General features: G+C 35.8%; 21 protein-coding genes, 1 pseudogene and 1 other annotated feature. Of the genes and pseudogenes, 17 read left to right on the plus strand and 5 right to left on the minus strand.

From position 1 onward, the window contains the following. Positions 1–2: 2 nt before the first annotated feature. From ACUN0F_RS10995 to ACUN0F_RS11005, 3 genes and pseudogenes are all read right to left on the minus strand, one after another. Positions 3–3,302, minus strand: a complete 3,300-nt coding sequence (locus ACUN0F_RS10995) for a hypothetical protein (RefSeq protein ID WP_445539493.1) — start codon at positions 3,300–3,302, stop codon at positions 3–5. After that, positions 3,250–4,605, minus strand: coding sequence for a tyrosine-type recombinase/integrase (locus tag ACUN0F_RS11000; protein WP_445539494.1), 1,356 nt, complete (start codon positions 4,603–4,605; stop codon positions 3,250–3,252). Before ACUN0F_RS11000 ends, ACUN0F_RS10995 begins: the two co-directional genes overlap by 53 nt. Before the next feature lie 174 nt (positions 4,606–4,779). Then, a pseudogene (locus tag ACUN0F_RS11005) lies at positions 4,780–5,628 on the minus strand (replication-associated recombination protein A); the annotation flags it as partial. Positions 5,629–5,920: 292 nt separating this feature from the next. Between ACUN0F_RS11005 and cymR the strand changes: the two are divergent. The 7 genes from cymR to ACUN0F_RS11040 all read left to right on the plus strand — a co-directional run bounded on the left by cymR (position 5,921) and on the right by ACUN0F_RS11040 (position 12,316). After that, positions 5,921–6,337 (plus strand): cysteine metabolism transcriptional regulator CymR, encoded by a 417-nt coding sequence (gene cymR / locus ACUN0F_RS11010; protein WP_000704116.1) that lies wholly within the window; start codon positions 5,921–5,923, stop codon positions 6,335–6,337. A gap of 35 nt (positions 6,338–6,372) precedes the next feature. After that, entirely contained in the window at positions 6,373–7,518 is a 1,146-nt protein-coding gene (locus tag ACUN0F_RS11015) for a cysteine desulfurase family protein (RefSeq protein ID WP_000439914.1), read from the plus strand. Positions 7,519–7,534: 16 nt separating this feature from the next. After that, on the plus strand, positions 7,535–8,650 hold the full coding sequence (gene mnmA / locus ACUN0F_RS11020) for a tRNA 2-thiouridine(34) synthase MnmA (protein ID WP_001038022.1): 1,116 nt from the start codon (positions 7,535–7,537) through the stop codon (positions 8,648–8,650). Positions 8,651–8,760: 110 nt separating this feature from the next. Continuing rightward, positions 8,761–9,420 carry a tetratricopeptide repeat protein gene (locus ACUN0F_RS11025; RefSeq protein WP_445539495.1) on the plus strand — a complete coding sequence of 220 codons (660 nt, stop codon included), beginning with the start codon at positions 8,761–8,763 and terminating at the stop codon, positions 9,418–9,420. A gap of 96 nt (positions 9,421–9,516) precedes the next feature. Continuing rightward, positions 9,517–11,853, plus strand: a complete 2,337-nt coding sequence (gene recD2 / locus ACUN0F_RS11030) for an SF1B family DNA helicase RecD2 (RefSeq protein ID WP_046956304.1) — start codon at positions 9,517–9,519, stop codon at positions 11,851–11,853. A 127-nt stretch (positions 11,854–11,980) separates the two neighbouring features. Beyond that, positions 11,981–12,169, plus strand: a complete 189-nt coding sequence (locus ACUN0F_RS11035; protein WP_000469281.1) for a hypothetical protein — start codon at positions 11,981–11,983, stop codon at positions 12,167–12,169. An 18-nt stretch (positions 12,170–12,187) separates the two neighbouring features. Continuing rightward, positions 12,188–12,316, plus strand: a complete 129-nt coding sequence (locus tag ACUN0F_RS11040) for a YrzQ family protein (protein WP_001053553.1) — start codon at positions 12,188–12,190, stop codon at positions 12,314–12,316. 35 nt (positions 12,317–12,351) lie between these two features. Here ACUN0F_RS11040 and ACUN0F_RS11045 read toward each other — a convergent pair whose 3' ends face one another. Then, positions 12,352–12,564, minus strand: coding sequence for a hypothetical protein (locus ACUN0F_RS11045; RefSeq protein ID WP_000242555.1), 213 nt, complete (start codon positions 12,562–12,564; stop codon positions 12,352–12,354). A 176-nt stretch (positions 12,565–12,740) separates the two neighbouring features. Here ACUN0F_RS11045 and ACUN0F_RS11050 point away from each other — a divergent pair, with 176 nt between their 5' ends. Then, positions 12,741–13,808: an AI-2E family transporter gene (locus tag ACUN0F_RS11050; RefSeq protein ID WP_445539496.1), complete on the plus strand. Its 1,068-nt coding sequence runs from the start codon at positions 12,741–12,743 to the stop codon at positions 13,806–13,808. Between the two features lie 38 nt (positions 13,809–13,846). Here the strand turns inward: ACUN0F_RS11050 and ACUN0F_RS11055 are convergent, their stop codons facing one another. Next, positions 13,847–14,191 carry a PH domain-containing protein gene (locus ACUN0F_RS11055; RefSeq protein WP_060488234.1) on the minus strand — a complete coding sequence of 115 codons (345 nt, stop codon included), beginning with the start codon at positions 14,189–14,191 and terminating at the stop codon, positions 13,847–13,849. A 211-nt stretch (positions 14,192–14,402) separates the two neighbouring features. Then, positions 14,403–14,622: a binding site (T-box leader), on the plus strand. Positions 14,623–14,662: 40 nt separating this feature from the next. Between ACUN0F_RS11055 and alaS the strand changes: the two genes are divergently transcribed. The 9 genes from alaS (at position 14,663) to udk (ending at position 23,383) form a co-directional block, all read left to right on the plus strand. Beyond that, positions 14,663–17,305 (plus strand): alanine--tRNA ligase, encoded by a 2,643-nt coding sequence (alaS, locus tag ACUN0F_RS11060; RefSeq protein ID WP_048541432.1) that lies wholly within the window; start codon positions 14,663–14,665, stop codon positions 17,303–17,305. A gap of 76 nt (positions 17,306–17,381) precedes the next feature. Then, positions 17,382–17,648, plus strand: coding sequence for an IreB family regulatory phosphoprotein (locus ACUN0F_RS11065; protein WP_000348590.1), 267 nt, complete (start codon positions 17,382–17,384; stop codon positions 17,646–17,648). 3 nt (positions 17,649–17,651) lie between these two features. Further along, positions 17,652–18,065: a Holliday junction resolvase RuvX gene (gene ruvX, locus ACUN0F_RS11070; RefSeq protein WP_001221204.1), complete on the plus strand. Its 414-nt coding sequence runs from the start codon at positions 17,652–17,654 to the stop codon at positions 18,063–18,065. A gap of 12 nt (positions 18,066–18,077) precedes the next feature. After that, positions 18,078–18,356: a DUF1292 domain-containing protein gene (locus ACUN0F_RS11075; RefSeq protein ID WP_000392246.1), complete on the plus strand. Its 279-nt coding sequence runs from the start codon at positions 18,078–18,080 to the stop codon at positions 18,354–18,356. 219 nt (positions 18,357–18,575) lie between these two features. Then, entirely contained in the window at positions 18,576–19,646 is a 1,071-nt protein-coding gene (mltG, locus tag ACUN0F_RS11080; RefSeq protein WP_264462044.1) for an endolytic transglycosylase MltG, read from the plus strand. 202 nt (positions 19,647–19,848) lie between these two features. After that, entirely contained in the window at positions 19,849–20,490 is a 642-nt protein-coding gene (locus ACUN0F_RS11085) for an O-methyltransferase (RefSeq protein ID WP_000389093.1), read from the plus strand. 7 nt (positions 20,491–20,497) lie between these two features. Continuing rightward, positions 20,498–21,427: a peptidase U32 family protein gene (locus tag ACUN0F_RS11090; protein ID WP_445539497.1), complete on the plus strand. Its 930-nt coding sequence runs from the start codon at positions 20,498–20,500 to the stop codon at positions 21,425–21,427. A gap of 18 nt (positions 21,428–21,445) precedes the next feature. Continuing rightward, positions 21,446–22,726: a peptidase U32 family protein gene (locus tag ACUN0F_RS11095; RefSeq protein ID WP_000217969.1), complete on the plus strand. Its 1,281-nt coding sequence runs from the start codon at positions 21,446–21,448 to the stop codon at positions 22,724–22,726. A gap of 18 nt (positions 22,727–22,744) precedes the next feature. Then, entirely contained in the window at positions 22,745–23,383 is a 639-nt protein-coding gene (udk, locus tag ACUN0F_RS11100) for a uridine kinase (RefSeq protein WP_000537082.1), read from the plus strand. The last annotated feature ends 243 nt before the right edge of the window (positions 23,384–23,626 follow it).

Genomic DNA, 23,626 nt, shown 5'->3' on the forward strand with positions numbered 1-23,626 from the left:
GGCTATCGCTCCAATTTAGGATTATAGGTAATATAGTATTCGTAATTAGGAAGTTTAGCTAAAAAGGATAAAAAGTCTTCTCTTTCAATAGAAAGAAGTTGGTAAAGCTCATTGGCATCTTGTTGAGTGAATTGTGATATGCAAGCTCCGAAATCTATAAGGTTTTGATTTAATTGATTAGCTATGACGGTTTTTTCTTGAGTGGTTGAGCTGTCGAAAGTGTTTGAAATTTCATATAAACTGTTTTTTAATTTATTAATTACGCTCATTACAGCTAAGTGATTGCCTACTGATAAGGGGCACCTAATGCAACTTCTACCTGGATATACACAACCATTTGGATAATTAAGACATTGATAGTCTTTTTCCTTTGCTTGTAAATTGTGACAGGATAGCTTATCGTGTATGGATTTAACTAAAGGTGTATCCATACCAAAGATAATCTCATCTACAACTTTTTTTTCATTTGAAAGCTCATTTAATATAGCAGATATTCTTTCAGTTCTTAAAATGTCTCCAAGGCGCTTCTTTAAATTAATAATTCGAAGCGTTTGTTCATCTCGTTTTTTTGTTTCACCATAAAGTATGTTAGAAAGATTGTAATAAATATTTCCAAAGAAATCTCGTGCGAACAATTGTTTACATAAAAAATCCAAATGTTCAGATGGTATATGAACATATATATTAGTTGTATCTTGCTTGGAATGTCCTCTCTCATACTTTATTGTTTCTTCATTAGGTTCTGTGTACTCGGATAAAACAGTGTATTTATATGAAATAATACTTCTAGAAAGTTTTAGGTTTTCATAATAAAAGTCACTATGTAGATTCTTGAAGAACTCTATATAAGGTTTATGACTTCTTTTTAATCTTTGTGACGTCGTTTTTAAATCAATCAATGTGTTTTGAGATGTAGAAGATTCTGCATTTCGCCTTAATTCACAAATGGATATAGCTGTTGCAAATGCTAACTCCAACTCCGATGAAATGTGAAAGTTTTGTTGAATATTCGTTTTTTCTCTTCGAGAATCCCATAACTTTAATTGTATTAAAATAGATTTAACATCTTTTGAGGTAATCTCATTGTGTTCTAGCCATTCTAGACTTTTAATTTCAGTCATAGTAAGGTCAACTTTTGGCAAATTTAGAATATCTCCGTGATTCCAAGGATTATTTAAATTTACAAGAAGAAGTAGCCACATTGAGTCGTAGCGAGAACAAGGAAGTCCTTTAAGATTCAATCGAGTATCATTTATAGCTTGTTGTTTATGCAAATTAATATTGTTGGCATAGTCATATAATTGTAGATATTCAATAAAGGGATAAATATCTTTACATTTTTTTGATTTAATTTCATTATGTACTTTTAAAACATTGTTTAGATTGAATACTTTTTTGCCTACCGAATTTGCTAGCTCTCGAAATTGACTATGTAATTTTGTGATAAAAGAGTAAAAAATCTTCTTGTAATCTTTAGGAATATCATCAGGTCCAAAAAAATGAGTGTTTAACTCGTTTGATGTAAAATTGAATATTTCTTTTTTTAGTTCTGAAGTGACTGTAGCTATAAGATTAGTACAAGCTATTAATTGTTTTAAATAGCTCCTTGTACCTTGTTCATTTTTTTTAGATTCAAATAATTTTTTCTTTACAAAGTCAAACCAGATCTTTTTTGCTTTGGAAGCAATAGAATCAAATTCTAGGTTATAGATTTGTTTAACTCCTAATTCAAAAACATTATAGGGGTTATTAATCCCTAAATTATTAAATTGAATACTTTTTTCGAGCTCTTGTGCAAGGTGTATTACATCTCGCCTAGAATAAAGGAGTCTTCCAGGCTGTATAAGGGGATGGATTAATAATGGTGCTTCTATAGTTTTAATCTTTTGATTTTTACTTGTATAGTGTTGTAGCATTTTAGGATTATTGATAAATTTTTTTGCTTCTCTCCAGTCCATCCATTCAGTAAAGTATTCTTGTTGTTGAAGAACTAAAGTATCTATTGCACTTTTTAAGAAATAGGATACACTTTTACGAATAGTGAAAATGTACTTGGTGTTTATATATTGTTTTTTTATTTTTTGAAAGGCAGGGTTGGATGCGTTTAAAAGGTCTTGTGCATCGGATTTACAATAATAAAAATGAGACAGTAAAGATTGAAAATTATCTTTGCTAATTAGAGTGGAAGTAGAGTTGTTAATAGGAACTAACGGTATATTGTTCTCTTTACAATAATTTGTAATTTTAGGTTCTGTGAAAGAAAAAGGTACATATTCATTGCTGATTTTCTTAAGGTGTTTCCAGTATATTAATTTTTGATTTGTAGTTTTAGCATTTAGTATTTTAATGTTTAATAATAGACATAAAGATATCAGAGATTCTTCCTTATTAATATGCACTCCTTTTCCTTTTAAAAAAAGTAGTGCATTACTAAGGGAGGTTTTGTTCCCTAGGTTCTTTAGTTCTTTTATATTTTTGTTTTCTTCAATTTTTCTTAAGTGTATTAGTTTTTGTTGCTTTCTTTTTAAAGATAGTGTTGTTAGCTCTGACTCAATAAAGACTCGACTATAATATATACAACGTCCGAGTCTTAGAGTTTTTATTTTACGTTTGCGACTTTGTTTAAAGAGATAGGTCGGAGATACCTTTAAAATCTGTGTGGCTTCTTTTCTTTGAATCCATTTAGAATTGAAAGCACCTAGGAAATTCTCTAGTTCTTTAATATCAAGAAGAATGGAGTCATTTATTTTCTTATATTGAACACCATTGTCCATTGCATATTTCAGGAAACTGGTAGTTACATTTGTATAAAGTATTTTATGTGCTTGTTTATATGTTGTTAATATTTTTGATGTTGAAATGAAACCATCATTGCTGTTTGAGGATTCTATTTTTTTTATGTACTTCTTAAGTGAGCTAATGGTAACAGCTTTGAATCCAGAAATAGTCTTGACGAATTCAAGTTCGCCTTCAGAAACCAATTTAGTTACTTTGCTCCAACGTAAATGTCTAAACTCTTTTGATTTATTTAATGCATTAAAAGTAATTGTAGTTTGAGCTTCTTGTTTTTCTTTTTTTACAAGTAGTTCAAGTTGAGAGAGTGAAACGTATTTTGCACCAGGAATTGTACCTTCATATGTAGTAATAAAACCATTTTTCTCGAGATTGTTCAGTTTTTCGTGAGACATCTTTACGTGTTTGTACTTCTGATCTTTATTTACTTGATTAAAAGAAATCAGATCTAATGGTTTATTTAATTGTTGTGTATAGCTTTTTAAAGGTTGTGATATATTGTGGTTCAATTGTTGCAACTCCTTTTAAGGATGCTTGTGATATTTCCTCGCTATCCAAATTTTTTTTTGAGATACAATTTTTATACTCTTTATACCTTTGAGCAATTACTTCTGATCCTTTTATTAAAGCGGCTTGAGCATTTAATTCCTCGATATATGCCATTAAAGATTCTCCGCTTTCATCCCCTCTTGCAATTGATACTTCTGTTAAAGGCATACCGATTGATAATAAAAAATTTGTGAAAACTCCTCTGCCGATATGGCTTGACCAAATGACTCCTTTAATTAACTCATAATCATTTCTACGCTCAATCTTTTGACTTAGCTCTTCTTCGAACTTTTTTCTTATTTTTTTGAATCTTCCTTCAAAACTTTTTCCGGTGAGGGGTGTTCCATTCTGGTTTGTAAAAAGAGCTGTTGGATGTTTTGAAAAGTATTTTAAATGGGTCTCAAGTAGTTCGTCTAGTAGGGGGGTTAATAGTATCAATTGATCTCTTTCTTTTTTTGGTTGGTTTTTTGAATTGTCTTTAATATGAGAGAATAAAATTTTTGTTCTGTTTCTTATTTTTATTATACAGTGAGAATTTTTTTTATAGTCAAAGCTATCTTTGGTTAGATTCACGACTTCTCCGCGTCTAAGTCCCCCATAAAACATAAAAAAGATACCAAGGGCTATTTCAGGATATAAAGCTTTAGTAATTTCTATAAATTCAATTACCATAACTAAACGATTTTCTCCGAAGTCTTTAAGCTTTTTGTAGGTTTGTCGTTGTAGGATTTTATTAGGTTTGATTGGTGGAGAAGGAGCCTCATCAAATGAGACGAATTTTTTTCTTTTTGTTCCATATTGAGTTGTAATTATGGTTTCTTGGAATGTATAATTCCTTGTTATGCCTTCTAAGTTTAGGAAGACGTAAAAGTCATTTAAATAGTTCGCGTAGTGTTCAAAGGTGTTCAATTTATTATTTTTAATAAGTGTTTGATATGACAAAAAGCTACTGGCGTGTTGTAGTTCTAAACCTTTTAGTCCTGCTTCTCGTAAAGTAATGAAGTCGGGATCTTTTTGTTCGATTCTTTCATTAATATAATTAAGAAATCTTGTGATTACGTAAGCGGGAGCCTTAATAGTATTTAATTTCCCTCTATGTACCTCGTAATTTTTTATAAGGAAGTTAGTTAAGGGGGAAGGTGCAACTGTACCATCTACCCTATTCTTAATACCTATACTTACCACGTTAGTTTGAAAATTCTCTTTGTTATTGATTTCTTCTATTATGGTTTCTCGTACAAAGTATTTATAGTTAGTGAGCATAACTTTCTCCTTTCTACACAGTTTATTACTAAAAGATATTCGTTATTTATAATGGATTATCCCCCTATTAATTTTATTTTGGGAATAAAAAACCCCTTTACTATCCATTGATAATAAAGAGGTTTATAGAATAATTGTTTGTTTAAATAATTTTCCCATTGATAGGGTATATAATGCCATAATAAGAAGACGTCTACCAATGCTTTGTAAATCACCAGCTTCAATAAGACGTGCTAAATAGTGAAGTGCTGCATTTACATCACTTCCGCGTACCGATTTTTGAAATGCCGATAATACGTCATAATGAGCATCACCGCCTTTGTCGTGAACGAAGCTCTTTTTTTGCAAGCATTCTTCTGCAATTTCTAGCGTAATTTCCGCAGCTTTGTCGTCCGTTGTAAAGCTAGATAAAACAGCAAGTTCAAGTGCATTATAAGCGGAACGCATATCTCCACCAGATGCATTTGCAAAGTGATGTAATGCTTCCGACGTAACCGTTACATCATATTCCCCAAGACCTTTTTCTTTATCTTCAAGTGCTCGTTTTAAGCCAATTAAAAGATCATCTTCTGTTAATGCATGTAATTCGAAGATTTGACAACGACTTCGAATAGCAGAATTAATAGCATGGAACGGATTACTCGTTGTTGCACCGATTAACGTAAGGAGTCCGCTTTCTAAATGAGGTAGTAGAAAATCCTGTTTTGCTTTATCTAGACGGTGTACTTCATCTAAAATTAAAACGAGGTGTCGATGCATCTTTGCTTCTTGTACGACAACTTCCATATCTTTTTTATTATGAGTAACAGCGTTTAATAGGCGAAAAGGGGTTCCAGTACTTCCTGCAATTGCGCTCGCAATGGATGTTTTTCCTGTGCCTGGAGGGCCGTATAAAATCATAGATTGAAAATGATTTGCTTGGACCATTCGCCATAAAATTTTTCCTTCACCAACTAAATGTTGTTGTCCGATAATTTCTTGAATATTTGTAGGGCGCATTCGATGTGCGAGTGGTTGTTTCATTTTTACCGTCTCCCTTAATGTATAATCTCTTTCTATCGTATCATTTTTTTTAGTGGAATTTGAAATAGGATGCTGTTTTGTGGAAAAAATGAATATAAATATTTTCATTTTTCTTTCAATTGTAATAATTTCCGAGTTTTTCAATGTGATTTTATGTTATCATTTTGATACACAAGTTGAAATTTCTTATAATACTATATTATGCTATAATTTCATAGGATTTTAAATTGTGTTCTTTTATAAATAAGATATAACCAATAGAAGTGAAAATTTGAAAAGAGGTGCAAAATAGATGAAGATTTCAACGAAAGGCCGCTACGGCTTAACAATTATGATCGATCTTGCAAAAAAGTTTGGTGAAGGTCCAATTTCCTTAAAATCAATTGCGCAGGCACATGATTTATCGGAACATTATTTAGAGCAATTAATTTCACCACTTCGTAACGCTCGTCTAGTAAAGAGTACGCGTGGGGCATATGGCGGATATGTATTGTCTGATCAGCCAGCTAACATTACAGCTGGGGATGTAATCCGTGTATTAGAGGGCCCGATTAGTGTTGTAGAAATGATAGAAGAAGAGGAACCGGCACAACGCCAATTATGGATGCGTGTTCGTGATGCGGTGCAAGAAGTGTTAGATAGTACAACGTTAGAAGATTTAGTACGTTATGAGGAAGAAAATCACGGGGGCTATATGTTTTACATTTAATTCCTTGTGAAACGATTTGGAAAGAAGGAGATTTAATGGAACGCATTTACTTAGATCATGCTGCGACATCTCCGACTCACCCAGAAGTGGTCGAAAAGATGATTCCATATATGACAGAAACATTCGGGAACCCGTCGAGTATTCACTTTTATGGACGTCAAACGCGCCATGCAGTAGATGAGGCAAGACGCGCGGGAGCACGTAGCATTCATGCGAATCCGAATGAAATTATATTTACGAGCGGTGGTACAGAAGCGGATAATTTAGCACTTATAGGTGTAGCACGTGCGAACCGTCATAAAGGTAACCATATTATAACGACGCGAATTGAACATCATGCAATTTTGCATACGTGTGAATTGTTAGAGCGCGAAGGGTTTGAAGTGACATATTTACCTGTTGATGAAACAGGACGCGTTCAAGTTTCTGACATACAAAATGCATTAACAGAAGAGACGATTCTCGTATCCGTTATGTTTGGGAATAATGAAGTCGGGACGATGCAACCAATCGCGGAAATAGGGAAGTTGCTAAAAGAGCATCAAGCTTATTTTCATACAGATGCGGTACAAGCTTACGGGTTAGTAGAAATAGATGTGAAAGAGTTCGGCATTGATTTATTATCGATTTCAGCTCATAAAATTAATGGACCAAAAGGTGTAGGGTTCCTATACGCTGGTGCAAATGTGAAATTTGAACCGTTATTAATAGGCGGGGAGCAAGAAAGAAAACGCCGTGCTGGTACTGAAAATGTACCGAGTATCGTTGGTTTGCAACATGCAATTTTGCTAGCTGAAAAAACTCGTGAGCAAAAAAATGCCCAATATGAAGAGTTTAAAGATATAATGGTATCTGTCTTCAAAAATGAAGACATTACTTTCGAGGTAAACGGAAACTTAGAATATCGCTTACCACATGTGCTTAATATCAGTTTTACAGGAATGAACATTGAACCGTTCCTTGTGAACTTAGATATAGCTGGCATTGCAGTGTCGAGTGGTTCGGCGTGTACAGCTGGTTCGATTGATCCATCACATGTATTAGTAGCGATGTTCGGAAAAGACTCCGATCAAATACGTTCATCCGTACGCTTTAGTTTCGGACTTGGAAATACGAAAGAGCAAATTGAGAAAGCGGCGTACGAAACAGTGAAAATCGTGAAGCGATTAACACAAAATTAGCATGGGAGGTGACATGATGAACAAACTACCTCAAGAAACACGCGTTGTCATCGGGATGTCCGGTGGCGTCGATTCATCTGTAGCAGCTCTTTTATTAAAAGAGCAAGGTTATGATGTAATCGGGATTTTTATGAAAAACTGGGATGATACAGATGAGAATGGTGTCTGCACAGCAACAGAAGATTACAATGATGTAATTGAAGTGTGTAACCAAATTGGCATTCCGTATTATGCAGTAAACTTTGAAAAACAATACTGGGATAAAGTATTTACGTACTTCTTAGATGAGTACCGAGCTGGTCGTACACCAAACCCAGATGTAATGTGTAATAAAGAAATTAAATTTAAAGCATTTTTAGAGCATGCGATTGCGCTTGGTGCTGATTATGTAGCGACAGGTCATTATGCACGCGTTGCTTATATGGACGGCGAATATAAAATGCTTCGCGGCGTTGATGATAATAAAGACCAAACGTATTTCTTGAATCAATTAAGCCAAGAGCAATTATCAAAAACAATGTTCCCATTAGGTGAATTAAAGAAACCGCAAATTCGTGAAATGGCGACAGAAGCTGGTTTAGCGACAGCGGCGAAGAAAGATAGTACTGGTATTTGCTTTATCGGTGAGCGTAACTTTAAAGATTTCTTAAGCAACTATTTACCAGCGCAACCAGGTGTGATGCAAACATTATCTGGTGAAGTGAAAGGAAAACATGACGGTTTAATGTACTATACAATTGGACAACGTCATGGTCTTGGTATTGGTGGTAACGGTGATCCGTGGTTTGCTGTTGGGAAAAACTTGAAAGAAAACATTTTATATGTTGATCAAGGATTCCATAACGAACTTCTATATGGTGATGAAGTTATTGCTACGAATATCGGCTGGGTAAGTAATGAAGCGAAAGAAAAAGAATTTAAGTGCACAGCGAAATTCCGTTATCGTCAAGAAGACAATAAAGTAACGGTTCAAATCGTTGATGAAAATACAGTTCGTATTCTTTGTGATGAGCCAATTCGTGCAATTACACCAGGACAAGCAGTTGTTTTCTATGATGGAGATGAGTGCTTAGGCGGTGCTACAATTGATGAAGTATATCGTAGTGGTAAGAAATTGGATTATTTAGGATAAAATGAGAAGCCTCTGCCGATTAGCGGTTAGAGGTTTCTTTTACATAAAGCGAATTTTCGTTCGCTTGGAAAATACATTCTTTGTTATAATTTGTTGTAGAGGTGAAGGACATGTCAAACAAACTTGAAACAGGTATTCAATATATGCAAGAAGGAAACTGGGAAGAAGCTGCTAAAAATTTCACAGAAGCAATCGAAGAAAATCCGAAAGATGCGCTTGGATACATTAATTTTGCGAACTTATTAGATGTACTAGGTGATAGTGAAAGAGCAATTTTATTTTATAAACGTGCATTAGAATTAGATGATAAATCTGCGGCTGCTTATTATGGATTAGGAAATGTATATTACGGTCAAGAGCAATTTGCAGAGGCAAAGGCTGTATTTGAACAAGCGATGCAAGCGGGATTACAATCAGCTGATGTAACATTTATGTTAGGTATTACACATGTGCAACTTGGAAATGATCGTCTTGCACTGCCGTTTTTACAAAGAGCAACAGAATTAGATGAAAACGATGTAGAAGCTGTGTTTCAGTGCGGACTTTGCTTTGCACGTTTAGAACATATTCAAGAGGCGAAACCTTATTTTGAAAAGGTATTAGAAATGGATGAAGAGCATGTAGATGCGTATTATAATTTAGGTGTTGCGTACGTATTTGAAGAAAATAACGAGAAGGCTCTTACTTTATTTAAGAAAGCAACTGAAATTCAGCCAGATCACTTTTTAGCTGGCAATGGTGTTCGTTTGTTGGAGCAAGAAGCTGAATAAGATGAAAATATAGTTTAATGGGTAGTTATCCCTCATCTAAATAGGTGGGGGATGTACTGCTCATTAAAGTGAAACGAACCGGAAAGGAGAGGAAAGATGGGAAATCAACATGCAATGGATTTGTTTGAAGAAGATAAAAAGTTTATAAAAGCGCAAGTTCTTCATACCATTTTCCACAACGAAGAAAACCTCTATTCCGTTGTCAGTATGAAAGTCATTGAGACGAATGAAACGTACGACGAAAAAAAAGTGATGATAAACGGTCATTTTCCCCGCATGCATGAAGATGAAGTGTTTACATTGACAGGGCATTTTAAAGACCATCCGAAGTATGGGAAACAATATTTAGTTGAAACATTTAAGAAAGAATTGCCGCAAACAAAAGCTGGTATGGTGCAATATTTAGCGAGTGATTTATTTAAAGGGATAGGAAAGCGTACAGCTGAAAAAATTGTGGATCATCTTGGGGAACATGCCATCTCTAAAATTATGGATGATCCGGATGCGTTAAATGGTGTTGTCAATAAGCAAAAAGCTCAGGAAATATATGAGACAATTGTTGAACATCAAGGGCTAGAGAAAGTAATGAGTTTTTTAAATGGTTACGGTTTTGGAACGAAGCTTTCTATTAAGATTTACCAGCAATATAAAGAGATGACATTAGAAGTGATTCGTAATAATCCGTATAAGCTTATTGAAGAAGTGGACGGGATTGGATTTGGAAGAGCGGATGATATAGGACGTGCGTTAGGTATATCGGGTAATCATGATGACCGTGTACGTGCGGGTTGTTTTTATACGTTAGAGAATGTTTCATTGCAACTTGGTCATGTTTATATGGGGAAAAATCAACTCGTAAGAGAAACGATGTCACTTTTAAATAATCAAGAAGGAAGAGTGACCGAGGAAGACATTGTAGCTTGCGTTGAAATGATGCAAAGTGAAGGGAAAGTTATCATAGAAGAAGAACGAGTGTATTTAGCATCGTTATTTTACTCAGAAAAAGGTGTTGTAAAGTCTATTCGCAGGCTTATGAATCAGGAGGAAACACCTTCATTTCCTGAAGCAGAAGTGTTAAAGACGTTAGGTCAAATTGAAGAACAACTGAATGTACAGTATGCACCGTTTCAGCAAGAAGCGATTCAAACGGCACTTCATAAACCGATGATGTTATTGACAGGTGGACCAGGAACAGGGAAAACAACAGTTATTAAAGGAATTGTTGAAATGTATGCGTCACTGCACGGGCTATCGTTAAATCCGAATGAATACAGTGACGATAATCCATTTCCGATATTATTAACGGCCCCAACAGGAAGAGCAGCGAAGCGAATGAGTGAATCAACAGGACTTCCAGCTTGTACAATTCACCGTTTACTTGGCTGGACCCCAGAAGGGTCTTTCCAGCGTAATGAAACGGATCCGATACAAGGGAAATTGCTTATTATTGATGAATTTTCAATGGTTGATATTTGGCTTGCAAATCAGCTGTTTAAATCATTGCCGACTAACATTCAAGTTATCGTTGTAGGTGATGAAGATCAATTACCATCTGTAGGACCTGGACAAGTGTTGAAAGATTTATTGAATGCAGGTGCAGTTCCAACAGTGAAGCTTACTGAAATTTATCGTCAAGCGGAAGGCTCATCTGTTATTCAACTCGCCCATGCGATAAAAAATGGAACGCTCCCACCAGATTTAGCGCAAAATCAAAAAGATCGTTCATTTATTGGCTGTACAGGAGCTCAAATTGTTGAGGTTGTTAAGAAGGTTTGTGAAAATGCTAAGACAAAAGGGTTTAGCGCAAGAGATGTACAAGTACTGGCCCCGATGTATCGTGGCCCTGCCGGTATTAATGTACTAAACGAAGCGTTGCAAGAAGTGTTTAACCCGAAAAGGGAAAAGAGTAAAGAAATTGCTTACGGTGATGTTGTATACCGAAGAGGTGATAAAGTACTGCAACTCGTTAATCAACCGGAGAGCCAAGTGTTTAATGGTGATATCGGAGAAATTGTTTCGGTGTTTTATGCGAAAGAGAACGTTGAACAACAAGATATGATTATCGTTTCATTTGATGGAATTGAGGTAACGTATACAAAGCCAGACTTAAATCAAATTACACATGCCTATTGCTGTTCGATTCATAAATCGCAAGGTAGTGAGTTTCCAATTGTGATTATGCCGATAGTGAAAAGTTACAATCGTATGTTACGTCGTAATTTAATTTACACTGGTATTACAAGAAGTAAAAAGTTCCTCATTATTTGCGGGGAGGAAGCAGCTTTCCAATCTGGTGTAAATCGCCTTGATGATGCAATGCGTCAAACGACTTTAGCGAATCGTTTGCAAGAATCACAAGGAGAAGTACAGATGGTAACAGTTAATGGCGAAGAAATGGACGTGGAAAACATTTCACCGTATGATTTCATGTAACAAGGTGAAATTATATAGTGAAACTTTCAAACGTATAACGTTGAAAGGCTCCAGTAATGTATAAATGAATGCGGTTTGGACATAATGGCGAATAGAATCTGGGAGACTGTAAGGAGATGAAAGCCATATGTTCATTTGTCCAAATTGCAAAGGGAAAGACATTGGAAAAATAGGTGTCAACCAATTTTATTGCTGGAATTGTTATATCGAATTATCGGTTTCAAAAGGGAAAATCCATACGCATCAAGTAGAGGAAGATGGTTCATTAAGCTCTCTTGATGATTTATTTGATGAGAACGAAAGAACGATCGGATAACGAAAAGGGGGATTTACTTTGAATCTACGCAATTCATTAATCGCATTAGGTGTTGGAGCGGCAGCATATCAATATGCTCGCAAGCAAGATGTATTTTCAAAACGCAATATGAAAAAAGCACGTAAGATGATTAAATCTTATTTATAAGCGCAAAAAACTCCCTTCATGATAAGGGAGTTTTTTTATGCACTTGTATGTAAATATAAAAGTCCGATTTCAGAGAAGAGATACGATAGGCCGTAACATCCAACGCCAAGCATTCCGTAATGAAATAACTGCTTCGCCCTTTCTTTTCGCGAGGAACGAATAAAGAAACCTTTCCAAATCCCAAACCCGATACAAACCCATTCAAGAATCATAAAAAGTGCTGATAATACGAGCATAAATAAAACCATTATTAGCCCTCCTGATTATATTGTTTCATGCTGCATTCTCAGGGGTGGTTGTCCTTGTTATGTTATGTATATGTATGTCTTTACAAAACAGTATGGTCTGCACGAAAAGATTTTAAAACTTTTGCACATAACCTACCCTGTTTATTTTCAAAATAAAGGTGGAGGAGGTTTTTCGTGTGAAGAATCTTAAAATCATTTGGATATATCGTTTAGGGTTATTGTTACTTGTGTTTCTTTGTTTACTTGTCTTTTTAAAAATTAAGCCGCTATGGGCACCGATTATTTTTGCATTTAAAGTGGCAATTACACCGTTTCTTATTGCATGCTTTATTGCGTATTTATTGCATCCTTTAATTGAAAAAATTCATAAAGAAGGGATGCCACGTACACTTGCTATTTTGCTTATTTACATCCTTTTCTTTGGCGGAATTGGTTATGGGATTTATAAAGGAACGCCAGTTGTTATTAAACAGTTACAAGAGATTAATGAACAATTTCCGCAGTTTACAAAAATGTATGATTCTTGGATGGATGGCGTCACAGAACAAACAGCAAATTTCCCATCATTTATTCATGAAAAGGTGAAACAAATTTTTGATGGTGTAGAAACGAAGATACAATCACTTTTAAATAAAGTGATGAGTACGGCTCGTGGCGTACTGGATTCGTTGCTTATTATTTTTTTAATACCGTTCATTGTATTTTACATATTAAAAGATTACGGTGAATTTTATCACATCTTTTGGAAACTAGTCCCAAGTAAGTGGCGTAGTACAGGGCAAATGCTGGCGAAAGAAATTGATAAGTCACTCGGAAGTTATATTCGAGGACAGTTATTTGTTTGCTTAGTATTAGGGGGAGTATCTGTTCTTTCCTTTTGGTTTATCGGTATGAAATATCCATTATTACTCGGCATTATTATTGGGGTAACGGATATAATCCCGTACTTCGGTCCTATTTTAGGGGCGATTCCGACATTGATGATTGCGGCGACGGTATCAACGAGTTTACTCATTAAGGCGGGAATTACGATTGCCATTTTGCAATTTTTGGAAAGTAACATTTTATCACCTTACATCGTTGGTAAGTCACTTCGTATGCATCCTGTTATTATTATGCTTGCATTACTAGTTGGAGGAGAGATAGCTGGGATTGTAGGATTACTAATATCAGTTCCAATTTTAGCGGTTATTCGTACAGTGATTGTTCATGTAAGACCTCTTTGGAAAAAAGAAGATGTGTAATATGAAAGCCCTCTACTTATAAAAGTAGAGGGCTTTCATTATTTAGAGAGTTGCTCGTGTATTTGTTGAACGAGAGAGCTTACATCATTTGTTTGAATATGCTTTATTTTTTTCCATTCATTATCGTACATAAATATAATTTGATTGCTGAAAAGCCGCTTTTGCTCTTTTAGATTAGAAATGTTTGCAAAAGAGTACTCTTCAAATATTGGGTTCTTACTTACATCTGGTCCATAAAAGAAGAGCCGTTTGTTCGTTAAAATTAACAGTCCTGGTCTTGCAACGGAACGATAAATAAATATATCTAATGAACATGCAGTGTAAAATAATATCGTTTCGTCAGTCGTTAATATGTTTTTAGCCTTGTTCAATAAAGTTGTCATTTTGCTCGCTTCTTTATTATTAATAATTTAATTATAACAAAAAAATAATATTCTGAAAAAAATATAGAGGTAGTACAATTTATTAATAAATGCATAATATATTGAAAGGCTGTTAAGAATGAATAGTAGAATAACTATGGTTAATGCAATATAAATGATTATCTACATTGACAAACTTAAGAGAATTCTATTATATTTAGTCATATAATACATTAAATCAATGACGGAAAAAGTACGTTACAGTCCATTTATAGAGAGAAGCTTCCATATGGCTGAAAGAAGCTTTAAATGAAGGGTAACAGAAAGCTAATCCTGAGAGCAGCTAATCACTGCCGTCTTGCCACGTTACGGCACCATGAGGTGATGAATTGATTGTTATAATAATCAATTCATAATTAGGGTGGTATCGCGAGTTAACTCTCGTCCCTTTTATAGGGGCGGGAGTTTTTTATATTTAAGGAGGAAAATACAATGAAACAACTAACAGGCGCACAAATTCGTCAAATGTTTTTAGACTTTTTCCAAGAAAAAGGACATGCAGTAGAGCCTAGTGCATCACTAGTTCCGCATGAAGATCCATCTCTGTTATGGATTAACAGTGGTGTAGCGACATTAAAAAAATATTTTGATGGACGTGTAATCCCGCAAAATCCACGTATTACAAATGCCCAAAAATCAATTCGTACAAACGATATTGAAAACGTAGGGAAAACAGCTCGTCACCATACATTCTTTGAAATGTTAGGAAACTTCTCAATCGGTGATTACTTTAAAGAAGAAGCAATTACTTGGGCTTGGGAATTCTTAACGAGCGACAAATGGATCGGATTCGATAAAGAATTACTATCAGTTACAATCCATCCAGAAGATGAAGAAGCATTCACAATTTGGAATGAAAAAATGGGTGTTCCAAAAGAGCGCATCATCCGTTTAGAAGAAAACTTCTGGGATATCGGTGAAGGCCCAAGCGGACCGAATACAGAGATTTTCTATGACCGCGGAGAAGCTTATGGTAATGACTTTAGTGACCCAGAATTATATCCAGGCGGAGAAAACGAGCGTTACTTAGAAGTATGGAACCTTGTATTCTCTCAATTTAACCATAATCCAGACGGTTCATATACACCGCTTCCTAAGAAAAACATCGATACAGGGATGGGTCTAGAGCGTATGACATCTATCGTTCAAGATGTACCTACAAACTTTGATACAGACTTATTCATGCCGATGATTGGCGCAACAGAATCAATTTCTGGTGAGAAGTATCGTAATGGTGACTTAGAAAAAGATATGGCGTTTAAAGTAATTGCTGACCATATCCGTACAGTAACATTTGCTGTAGGTGATGGTGCTCTTCCATCTAACGAAGGCCGTGGTTATGTATTACGTCGTTTATTACGCCGCGCGGTTCGTTATTCGAAGAAATTAAACATCAACCGTCCATTCATGTTTGAATTAGTGCCGGTTGTTGGAGAAGTAATGAAAGACTTCTACCCAGAAGTACTTGAAAAGAAAGATTTCATAGCAAAAGTTGTGAAAAACGAAGAAGAGCGTTTCCATGAAACACTTCATGATGGGGAAGCAATTTTAGCTGAAGTTATCACAAAAGCAAAAGAAGAAAAAACAACTGTTATTTCTGGAGTAGATGCGTTCCGTCTATATGACACATATGGTTTCCCGATTGAATTAACAGAAGAATATGCAGAAGAAGCTGGTATGACAGTTGATCAGGAAGGCTTTGAAAGTGAAATGGAAAAACAACGTGAGCGCGCACGTGCTGCTCGTCAAGACGTTGATTCTATGCAAGTTCAAGGCGGTGTCCTTGGAGAAGTGAAAGTAGCGAGCGAGTTCGTTGGTTACGGTACAGTTGCAACAGAAAGTAACGTTGTTGCACTTGTGAAAAACGGCGAATACACAGATAGCTTACAAGCTGGTGAAGAAGGGCAATTAATGCTTGATGTAACACCATTCTATGCTGAGAGCGGTGGACAAATTGCAGACCGTGGTTACCTTCTTGCTGACGGCGTGAAAGTACTTGTAAAAGACGTACAAAAAGCACCAAATGGTCAAAACTTACACAAAGTTGTTGTTGAAGAAGGTACATTAACGAAAGATGCGGCTGTGAAAGCTATTATCGACACGAAAAACCGTAGTAGCGTTGTGAAAAATCATACAGCAACTCACTTACTACACCAAGCATTAAAAGACGTACTTGGAACGCATGTTAACCAAGCAGGTTCTCTTGTAACTTCTGAACGTTTACGTTTTGATTTCTCTCACTTCGGTCAAGTACAAGCTGACGAATTAGAAAAAATTGAGCGTATCGTAAACGAGAAAATTTGGGAAAGTATTGATGTTGAGATTTCTCAAAAAGCAATTGAAGAAGCGAAAGAAATGGGCGCAATGGCATTATTCGGTGAAAAATACGGTGATGTTGTACGCGTTGTACAAGTAGGCGATTATAGCTTAGAGCTTTGCGGTGGTTGTCACGTTGATAACACAGCTTCAATTGGTATTTTCAAAATCGTTGCTGAGTCTGGTATCGGTGCAGGAACGCGTCGTATTGAAGCAGTAACTGGTAAATCTGCATACGAATTAATGAACGATCAAGTAGGTTTATTAAAAGAAGCAGCAGGAAAAATGAAAACAAACCCGAAAGATATTTTAACAAGAGTGGATGGTTTATTTGCTGAAGTAAAACAACTTCAAAAAGAAAACGAATCTCTTGCTGCAAAATTAAGCAATATTGAAGCTGGAAACTTAACTGATTCAGTAATGACAGTTGATGGAGTAAACGTATTAGCAGCGAAAGTAAACGTTGCAGATATGAACAACTTACGTACGATGATGGATGACCTGAAAAATAAATTAGAGTCTGCAGTTGTCGTATTAGCGTCTGTAAATGATGATAAAGTAAACATCTTAGCTGGCGTAACGAAAGATTTAATTAGCCAAGGTTACCATGCTGGTAAACTTGTGAAAGAAGTAGCTTCTCGTTGTGGCGGCGGTGGTGGTGGCCGTCCTGACATGGCTCAAGCAGGCGGTAAAAACCCAGCGCAAGTTGAGGAAGCTTTAGCATTTGTACAAGAGTACGTTAAATCTGTTTCAAAATAAAGAGATAGTAGTGTACAATGGTAGGGAGAGGAGAAGTTCTTCTCCCTATACTTACTATATAAGTGAGGTGCTTGAAATGGACGGTTTTGATAAAACAATGAAGTTTAGCATTCAAGATGAAAAACAGAGTGTCCATGTAAATGATGTACTTTTAACTGTGTATGATGCACTTCAAGAAAAAGGCTATAATCCGATTAACCAAATCGTCGGTTATTTATTAAGTGGAGACCCAGCATACATACCTCGCCATAAAGATGCACGAAGCATCATTCGCAAGCTTGAACGTGATGAGTTAATTGAAGAGCTTGTGAAGTCGTACTTGAAACATCATCGTGAGGAGTAGTTTATGCGGATATTAGGTTTAGATGTAGGTACAAAAACAGTCGGAGTTGCAATGAGCGACGAAATGGGCTGGACAGCGCAAGGGCTGGAAACAATCAGGATTAACGAAGAACGAGGCCACTTTGGTTTTGATCGTATTTCTGAGTTAGTAAAGCAGTACAATGTGGACAAAATAGTAGTAGGTTTACCTAAAAATATGAATGGTACAATTGGCCCACGTGGTGAAGCGTGCCAGCAATTTGCAGAAAACCTGCGAAATCTGTTACAATTAGAAGTTGTAATGTGGGACGAGCGTTTGTCAACGATGGCAGCGGAACGTCTGCTCATTTCAGCTGATGTGAGTCGTAAGAAGCGAAAACAGGTAATCGATAAGATGGCTGCAGTCGTAATCTTACAAGGATTTTTAGATAGTAAATAAGAGGTGACCAAAATGGAAGAAAATCAAATTACAATTGTAGACGAAAAAGGTAACGAACATTTATGTGAAATTATTTTCACTTTTGATGCTGAAAAATTTGGCAAAAAATCATACGTAGTCTTCTCTCCAATCGGTGAAGTAGACGAAGATGGAGACCAAATTTATGATGCAATGGCTTATGAGCAAAATGAAGAAGAGGGCGGAAGTTTACTTCCAATCGAATCTGAAGAAGAGTGGGAAATGGTACAAGAAATGTTCAACACTCTAGCTGATGAGCAAGAAGCTGAATAATAAGTACTGAAAAGGTGGACGACATATAGTCCACCTTTTTTTATATGTAAAATGAAAGATTTTTTGTCGAAACCGTGTAATCCTTTGTAGTATAATGAGACGGATTGTAGAAAAATAAAATGTCTATCTAAAAAAGATAAATAAATTTATTGTGTTTTTATATCGTGTTGTATAGAAAGATATACATACGGTCTACAATTTAATTAAGGAGGAAGAGTGTTGATAGAGAATCAAGTGAAAAAAAAGCGTAGACGTCTTTTTTTATTTTCGATTATTGCACTGCTTTTAGTTTGTGGTTCAGTCTATGCGTATATTTCATCCGCATTAGGACCAGTTGATAGCGGGAATAAAAAAGAGATTGAAGTAGAAATTCCAAAAGGATCATCTACTAGTAAAATTGGTGAGATTTTAGAAGAAAAAGGTGCTGTGAAAAACGGTACAGTTTTTAGTTTTTATACGAAGGCTAAATCTAAAAATTTACAAGCGGGTACATATTTATTAAATCCCTCAATGAGTGCCTCAGATGTTATTGAACAAATGTCATCTGGTAATGTACATCGTCCAGCTCTTTATAAAGTGACGATAAAAGAAGGTGCACAAGTAACTGAAATTGCAGAAACGGTTGCAAACGAATTAAAGTGGAATAAAGATGATGTCGTACGTCAATTAAACGATAAAGCATTTATTCAAAAAATGCAGCAAAAGTATCCGAAGTTGTTAACGGATAAAATCTTTGATAGCAATATTAAATATCCATTAGAAGGTTATTTATATCCTGCGACGTACTCTTTCTATAAAAAAGATACGACGTTAGAAGAAATTGTAATTCCAATGCTTGAGAAAACGAATGCAATCATTGTTCAAAACGAGGCAAAAATGAAAGCGAAAAACTGGGATGTTCATCAGCTTTTAACATTGTCTTCACTTATTGAAGAAGAGGCAACAGGCTTTACAGATCGTCAAAAAATCTCTAGTGTCTTTTATAATCGTTTGGAAAAAGGTATGCCCCTGCAAACTGATCCAACGGTATTATATGCACTTGGAAAGCATAAACAACGTGTATTATACGAAGATTTAAAGATAAACTCACCGTACAATACGTATGTTGTGAAAGGATTGCCGATTGGTCCGATTGCAAACTCTGGTAAACATTCAGTGGGAGCGGCGTTAGAGCCTGCACAAACAGATTATTATTATTTCTTAGCTGCACCAACTGGTGAAGTGTACTATGCGAAAACATTGGAAGAGCATAATACATTAAAGCAAAAATATATTACGAAAAAACAGTGAAATGGGGAGGGATAGCGAAAAATGTCGCACATCCCTCTTTTTTGTGGTAAAATATATCGGGTTAAAAACTGGCAGAAGAATCGTTTTTAATATCAAAACGGGACGTACAAGCTAAGGATGAAGCTGGCTTGTATTTTTATTGCATTCTATGTGTGAAAAGACGTCATAGAGGCACTTCTCCATGTAAATAAGGAGGACCATTATGGAGGATGCAGTTAACGAGTACCTATTATCATTTATTGATCCGAAAGATAAATTAATTCTTGAAATGGAAGATTATGCGAAAGAAAATCATGTGCCGATTATGGATCGACTTGGAATGGAATTTATGTTGCAATTTTTACGTTTAATTGGACCAAAAAGCATTTTAGAGCTTGGTACAGCAATTGGTTATTCTAGTATTCGTATGATGCAAGCTATTCCAAATTCTCGCATTGTGACAGTTGAACGCAATCGTGAGCGATATGAAAAAGCACTTGAATATATAGAACATTCATCAGTTAAAGAGCGTATTTCTGTTATTTACGGTGATGCGTTAGAAACAGGTGAGCAAGTAGAAGAACATGGAACATTTGACGTTATTTTTATTGATGCAGCAAAAGGACAATATCGTCGCTTTTTTGACTTATATGAACCGTTATTAAACCCTGGTGGCGTAATTATTTCAGATAATGTTATGTACCATGGTCTTGTAACGACAAAAGAGAAAATTGAAAACAGACGTACACGTGGTTTAATCCGTCGTATTAAGACGTACAATGAATGGCTTATGAACCATGAAGGATATGATACAACGATTTTCCCAATTGGTGATGGAGTAGCTGTTAGTAAAAAGAGAGGGTGACCAAGGTATGAAGAAACCTGAATTGTTAGTAACGCCAAAAGCAGTAGTGGATATCGAACCTCTTGCGAAAGCAGGAGCAGATGCGGTAATGATCGGTGAGCAAAAGTTCGGTTTACGTTTAGCGGGGGAATTTTCACGTGAAGATGTGAAACAAGCTGTGAAGATTGCGCATGAAAATGGTGTAAAAGTATACGTAGCAATGAACGCTATGTTCCACAATGATAAAGTAGACGAATTAACAGATTATGTTGCATTTTTAAACGAAGTAAGTGTAGATGCAATTGTTTTCGGAGACCCAGCAGTATTAATGGCGGTCCGAGAAGTAGCGCCAAATATGCAATTGCACTGGAATACAGAAACAATAGCAACAAACTGGTTTACTTGTAACTACTGGGGACAAAGAGGAGCAAAACGCGCTGTATTAGCTCGTGAGCTTAGCTTAGATGAAATTGTTGAATTAAAAGAAAATGCTGAAGTGGAACTTGAAGTACAAATTCACGGTATGACTTGTATGTTCCAATCGAAACGTTCCTTAGTAGGAAACTACTTTGAGTATCAAGGACGTAATCTTGACATTGAAAAGAAAAAATATGAAGAGAATATGTTCTTATATGACCCAGAGCGTAACAATAAATATCCAATTTATGAAGATGAAAATGGTACTCACATTATGAGTCCAAACGATATTTGTTTCATCGATGAGTTAGAAGAACTAATTGACGCTGAAGTCGCTAGCTTAAAAGTTGATGGTGTACTAAAAAGCTCTGCATACATTATTGAGGTAACGAAGAAATATCGTAAAGCAATTGATTTATGTGTAGAAGATCGTGATGCGTATTATGACGTGAAAGACGATTTATATAAAGAGATAGAAGAAATGCAACCAGTAAATCGTCCGTTAGATACAGGATTCTTCTTTAAAGAGACGGTTTACTAAAAGAGGAGGGTGTAGGAAATGACTGTACAAGAAATTTCACGAGTAATCGATGGCAAACGCGTTATTGTGAAGAAACCTGAACTGTTAATCCCTGCGGGTAACTTAGAAAAATTAAAAGTAGCTATCCATTATGGGGCAGATGCTGTATATTTAGGTGGACAAGAATTTGGTCTTCGTTCGAATGCAGGTAACTTTACACTGGAAGAAATGGCAGAAGGTGTTGAATTTGCAAAGAAATATGGAGCAAAAATATATGTAACAACAAATATCTTTGCACATAATGAAAATATGGACGGGCTAGAGGAATATTTAAAAGGGATTGAAAAAGCTGGCGTAACGGGAATTATCGTTGCTGATCCGCTTATTATTGAGACTTGTAAACGTGTAGCGCCTTCTGTTGAAGTGCATTTAAGTACACAACAATCACTATCCAACTGGAAAGCAGCACAGTATTGGAAAGAAGAAGGTTTACATCGTCTTGTATTAGCTCGTGAAGCAAGCTATGAAGAAATGAAAGAAATTAAAGAAAAAGTGGATATTGAAATTGAAGCATTCGTCCATGGTGCAATGTGTATCGCATATTCAGGCAGATGTACGTTAAGTAACCATATGACAGCACGTGACTCTAACCGTGGTGGTTGTTGTCAATCTTGCCGTTGGGACTATGATTTAGTTCAAACAGTATCACAACATAAAGATGCAAAAGAGCTTCCTCTATTCCAAGAAGAAGATGCTCACTTTGCAATGAGTCCAAAAGACTTAAATTTAATTTTATCAATTCCGAAAATGATTGAAATTGGAATTGATAGCTTAAAAGTTGAAGGACGTATGAAATCAATCCATTACGTAGCAACTGTAGCAACGGTATACCGTAAAGTAATTGATGCGTATTGTGCGGATCCGGATAATTTTGAGTTTAAACAAGAATGGTTAGATGAGCTTGATAAATGTGCAAATCGTGATACAGCTCCCGCATTCTTTGAAGGGGTTCCAGGACATCAAGAGCAAATGTTTGGAAATCATAGTAAGAAAACAACGTATGATTTCGCTGGTTTAGTGTTAGATTATAATGAAGAAACAGGCATCGTAACGATTGAGCAACGTAATCATTTCAAACCAGGACATGAAGTGGAGTTCTTTGGGCCAGAAATAGAAAACTTTACGCAGACGGTGGAGAAAATTTGGGATGAGGATGGAAACGAATTAGATGCAGCGAGACATCCGCTGCAAATCGTGAAATTCAAAGTGGATCAACCAGTGTATGTGAATAATATGATGCGCAAAAGCATACTTCAATAAGAAAGAGTTGATAGTCGAATGGGGACGAATAAGCCTGTTGTAATTGGAATTGCTGGTGGTTCGGGATCAGGTAAAACGAGTGTAACGAAAGCGATTTTTGACCATTTTAAAGGTCATTCTATTTTAATCTTAGAGCAAGATTATTATTACAAAGATCAAAGCCATTTACCAATGGAAGAGCGTTTAAAAACAAATTATGATCATCCGCTTGCGTTTGATAATGATCTGTTAATTGAACATTTGCAGCAGTTACTTGCATATGAGCAAATTGATAAGCCTGTATATGACTATACATTGCATACGCGTTCAGAAGAAGTTATTCCAGTTGAGCCGAAAGATGTAATCATTTTAGAAGGAATTCTTATTTTAGAAGACCCACGTCTTTGTGAGTTAATGGACATTAAGCTATTCGTTGATACAGATGCAGATCTTCGTATTTTACGCCGCATGCAGCGTGATATTAAGGAACGCGGCCGTACGATGGATTCAGTTATTGATCAATACGTAAGTGTTGTACGTCCAATGCACAATCAATTTATTGAGCCTTCTAAGAAATTTGCGGATATTATTATCCCTGAAGGTGGACAAAACCATGTTGCAATTGATATTATGGTGACAAAAATTGCAACAATTCTTGAACAAAAAGTAAATTTGTAATAGCATAGTAAAAGATATACGATAGGAAGGGATTTTTTCCCTTCCTATCGAATACAATGAAACATGCAACCTCATCTATATATAGGTGAGGGCATATTTATATCAACTTTCCATACATATCTTCTTTATATAAAGAGGAATTGGGAATACGGGGTTGTATGTGACAACTCCGCTAGTACAGGCGTGCTAGAAACCTCCGCTATACATATAAGTGGGGGAGTTTTCATATGGAACTCCTCTTTT

This window comes from Bacillus sp. 1A (assembly GCF_052682215.1).

Excerpts from the sequence above, each read along its gene's own strand:
- ruvX (WP_001221204.1), top strand. The coding sequence starts at position 17,652 with ATGCGGATATTAGGTTTAGATGTAGGTACAAAAACAGTCGGAGTTGCA.
- ACUN0F_RS11035 (WP_000469281.1), top strand. The coding sequence starts at position 11,981 with ATGTTCATTTGTCCAAATTGCAAAGGGAAAGACATTGGAAAAATAGGT.
- ACUN0F_RS11075 (WP_000392246.1), top strand. The coding sequence starts at position 18,078 with ATGGAAGAAAATCAAATTACAATTGTAGACGAAAAAGGTAACGAACAT.
- ACUN0F_RS11015 (WP_000439914.1), top strand. The coding sequence starts at position 6,373 with ATGGAACGCATTTACTTAGATCATGCTGCGACATCTCCGACTCACCCA.
- ACUN0F_RS11085 (WP_000389093.1), top strand. The coding sequence starts at position 19,849 with ATGGAGGATGCAGTTAACGAGTACCTATTATCATTTATTGATCCGAAA.
- ACUN0F_RS11045 (WP_000242555.1), bottom strand. The coding sequence starts at position 12,564 with ATGGTTTTATTTATGCTCGTATTATCAGCACTTTTTATGATTCTTGAA.
- alaS (WP_048541432.1), top strand. The coding sequence starts at position 14,663 with ATGAAACAACTAACAGGCGCACAAATTCGTCAAATGTTTTTAGACTTT.
- ACUN0F_RS11090 (WP_445539497.1), top strand. The coding sequence starts at position 20,498 with ATGAAGAAACCTGAATTGTTAGTAACGCCAAAAGCAGTAGTGGATATC.
- cymR (WP_000704116.1), top strand. The coding sequence starts at position 5,921 with ATGAAGATTTCAACGAAAGGCCGCTACGGCTTAACAATTATGATCGAT.
- mnmA (WP_001038022.1), top strand. The coding sequence starts at position 7,535 with ATGAACAAACTACCTCAAGAAACACGCGTTGTCATCGGGATGTCCGGT.
- recD2 (WP_046956304.1), top strand. The coding sequence starts at position 9,517 with ATGGGAAATCAACATGCAATGGATTTGTTTGAAGAAGATAAAAAGTTT.
- ACUN0F_RS11065 (WP_000348590.1), top strand. The coding sequence starts at position 17,382 with ATGGACGGTTTTGATAAAACAATGAAGTTTAGCATTCAAGATGAAAAA.
- ACUN0F_RS11000 (WP_445539494.1), bottom strand. The coding sequence starts at position 4,605 with ATGCTCACTAACTATAAATACTTTGTACGAGAAACCATAATAGAAGAA.
- ACUN0F_RS11095 (WP_000217969.1), top strand. The coding sequence starts at position 21,446 with ATGACTGTACAAGAAATTTCACGAGTAATCGATGGCAAACGCGTTATT.
- udk (WP_000537082.1), top strand. The coding sequence starts at position 22,745 with ATGGGGACGAATAAGCCTGTTGTAATTGGAATTGCTGGTGGTTCGGGA.
- ACUN0F_RS11055 (WP_060488234.1), bottom strand. The coding sequence starts at position 14,191 with ATGACAACTTTATTGAACAAGGCTAAAAACATATTAACGACTGACGAA.
- ACUN0F_RS11025 (WP_445539495.1), top strand. The coding sequence starts at position 8,761 with ATGTCAAACAAACTTGAAACAGGTATTCAATATATGCAAGAAGGAAAC.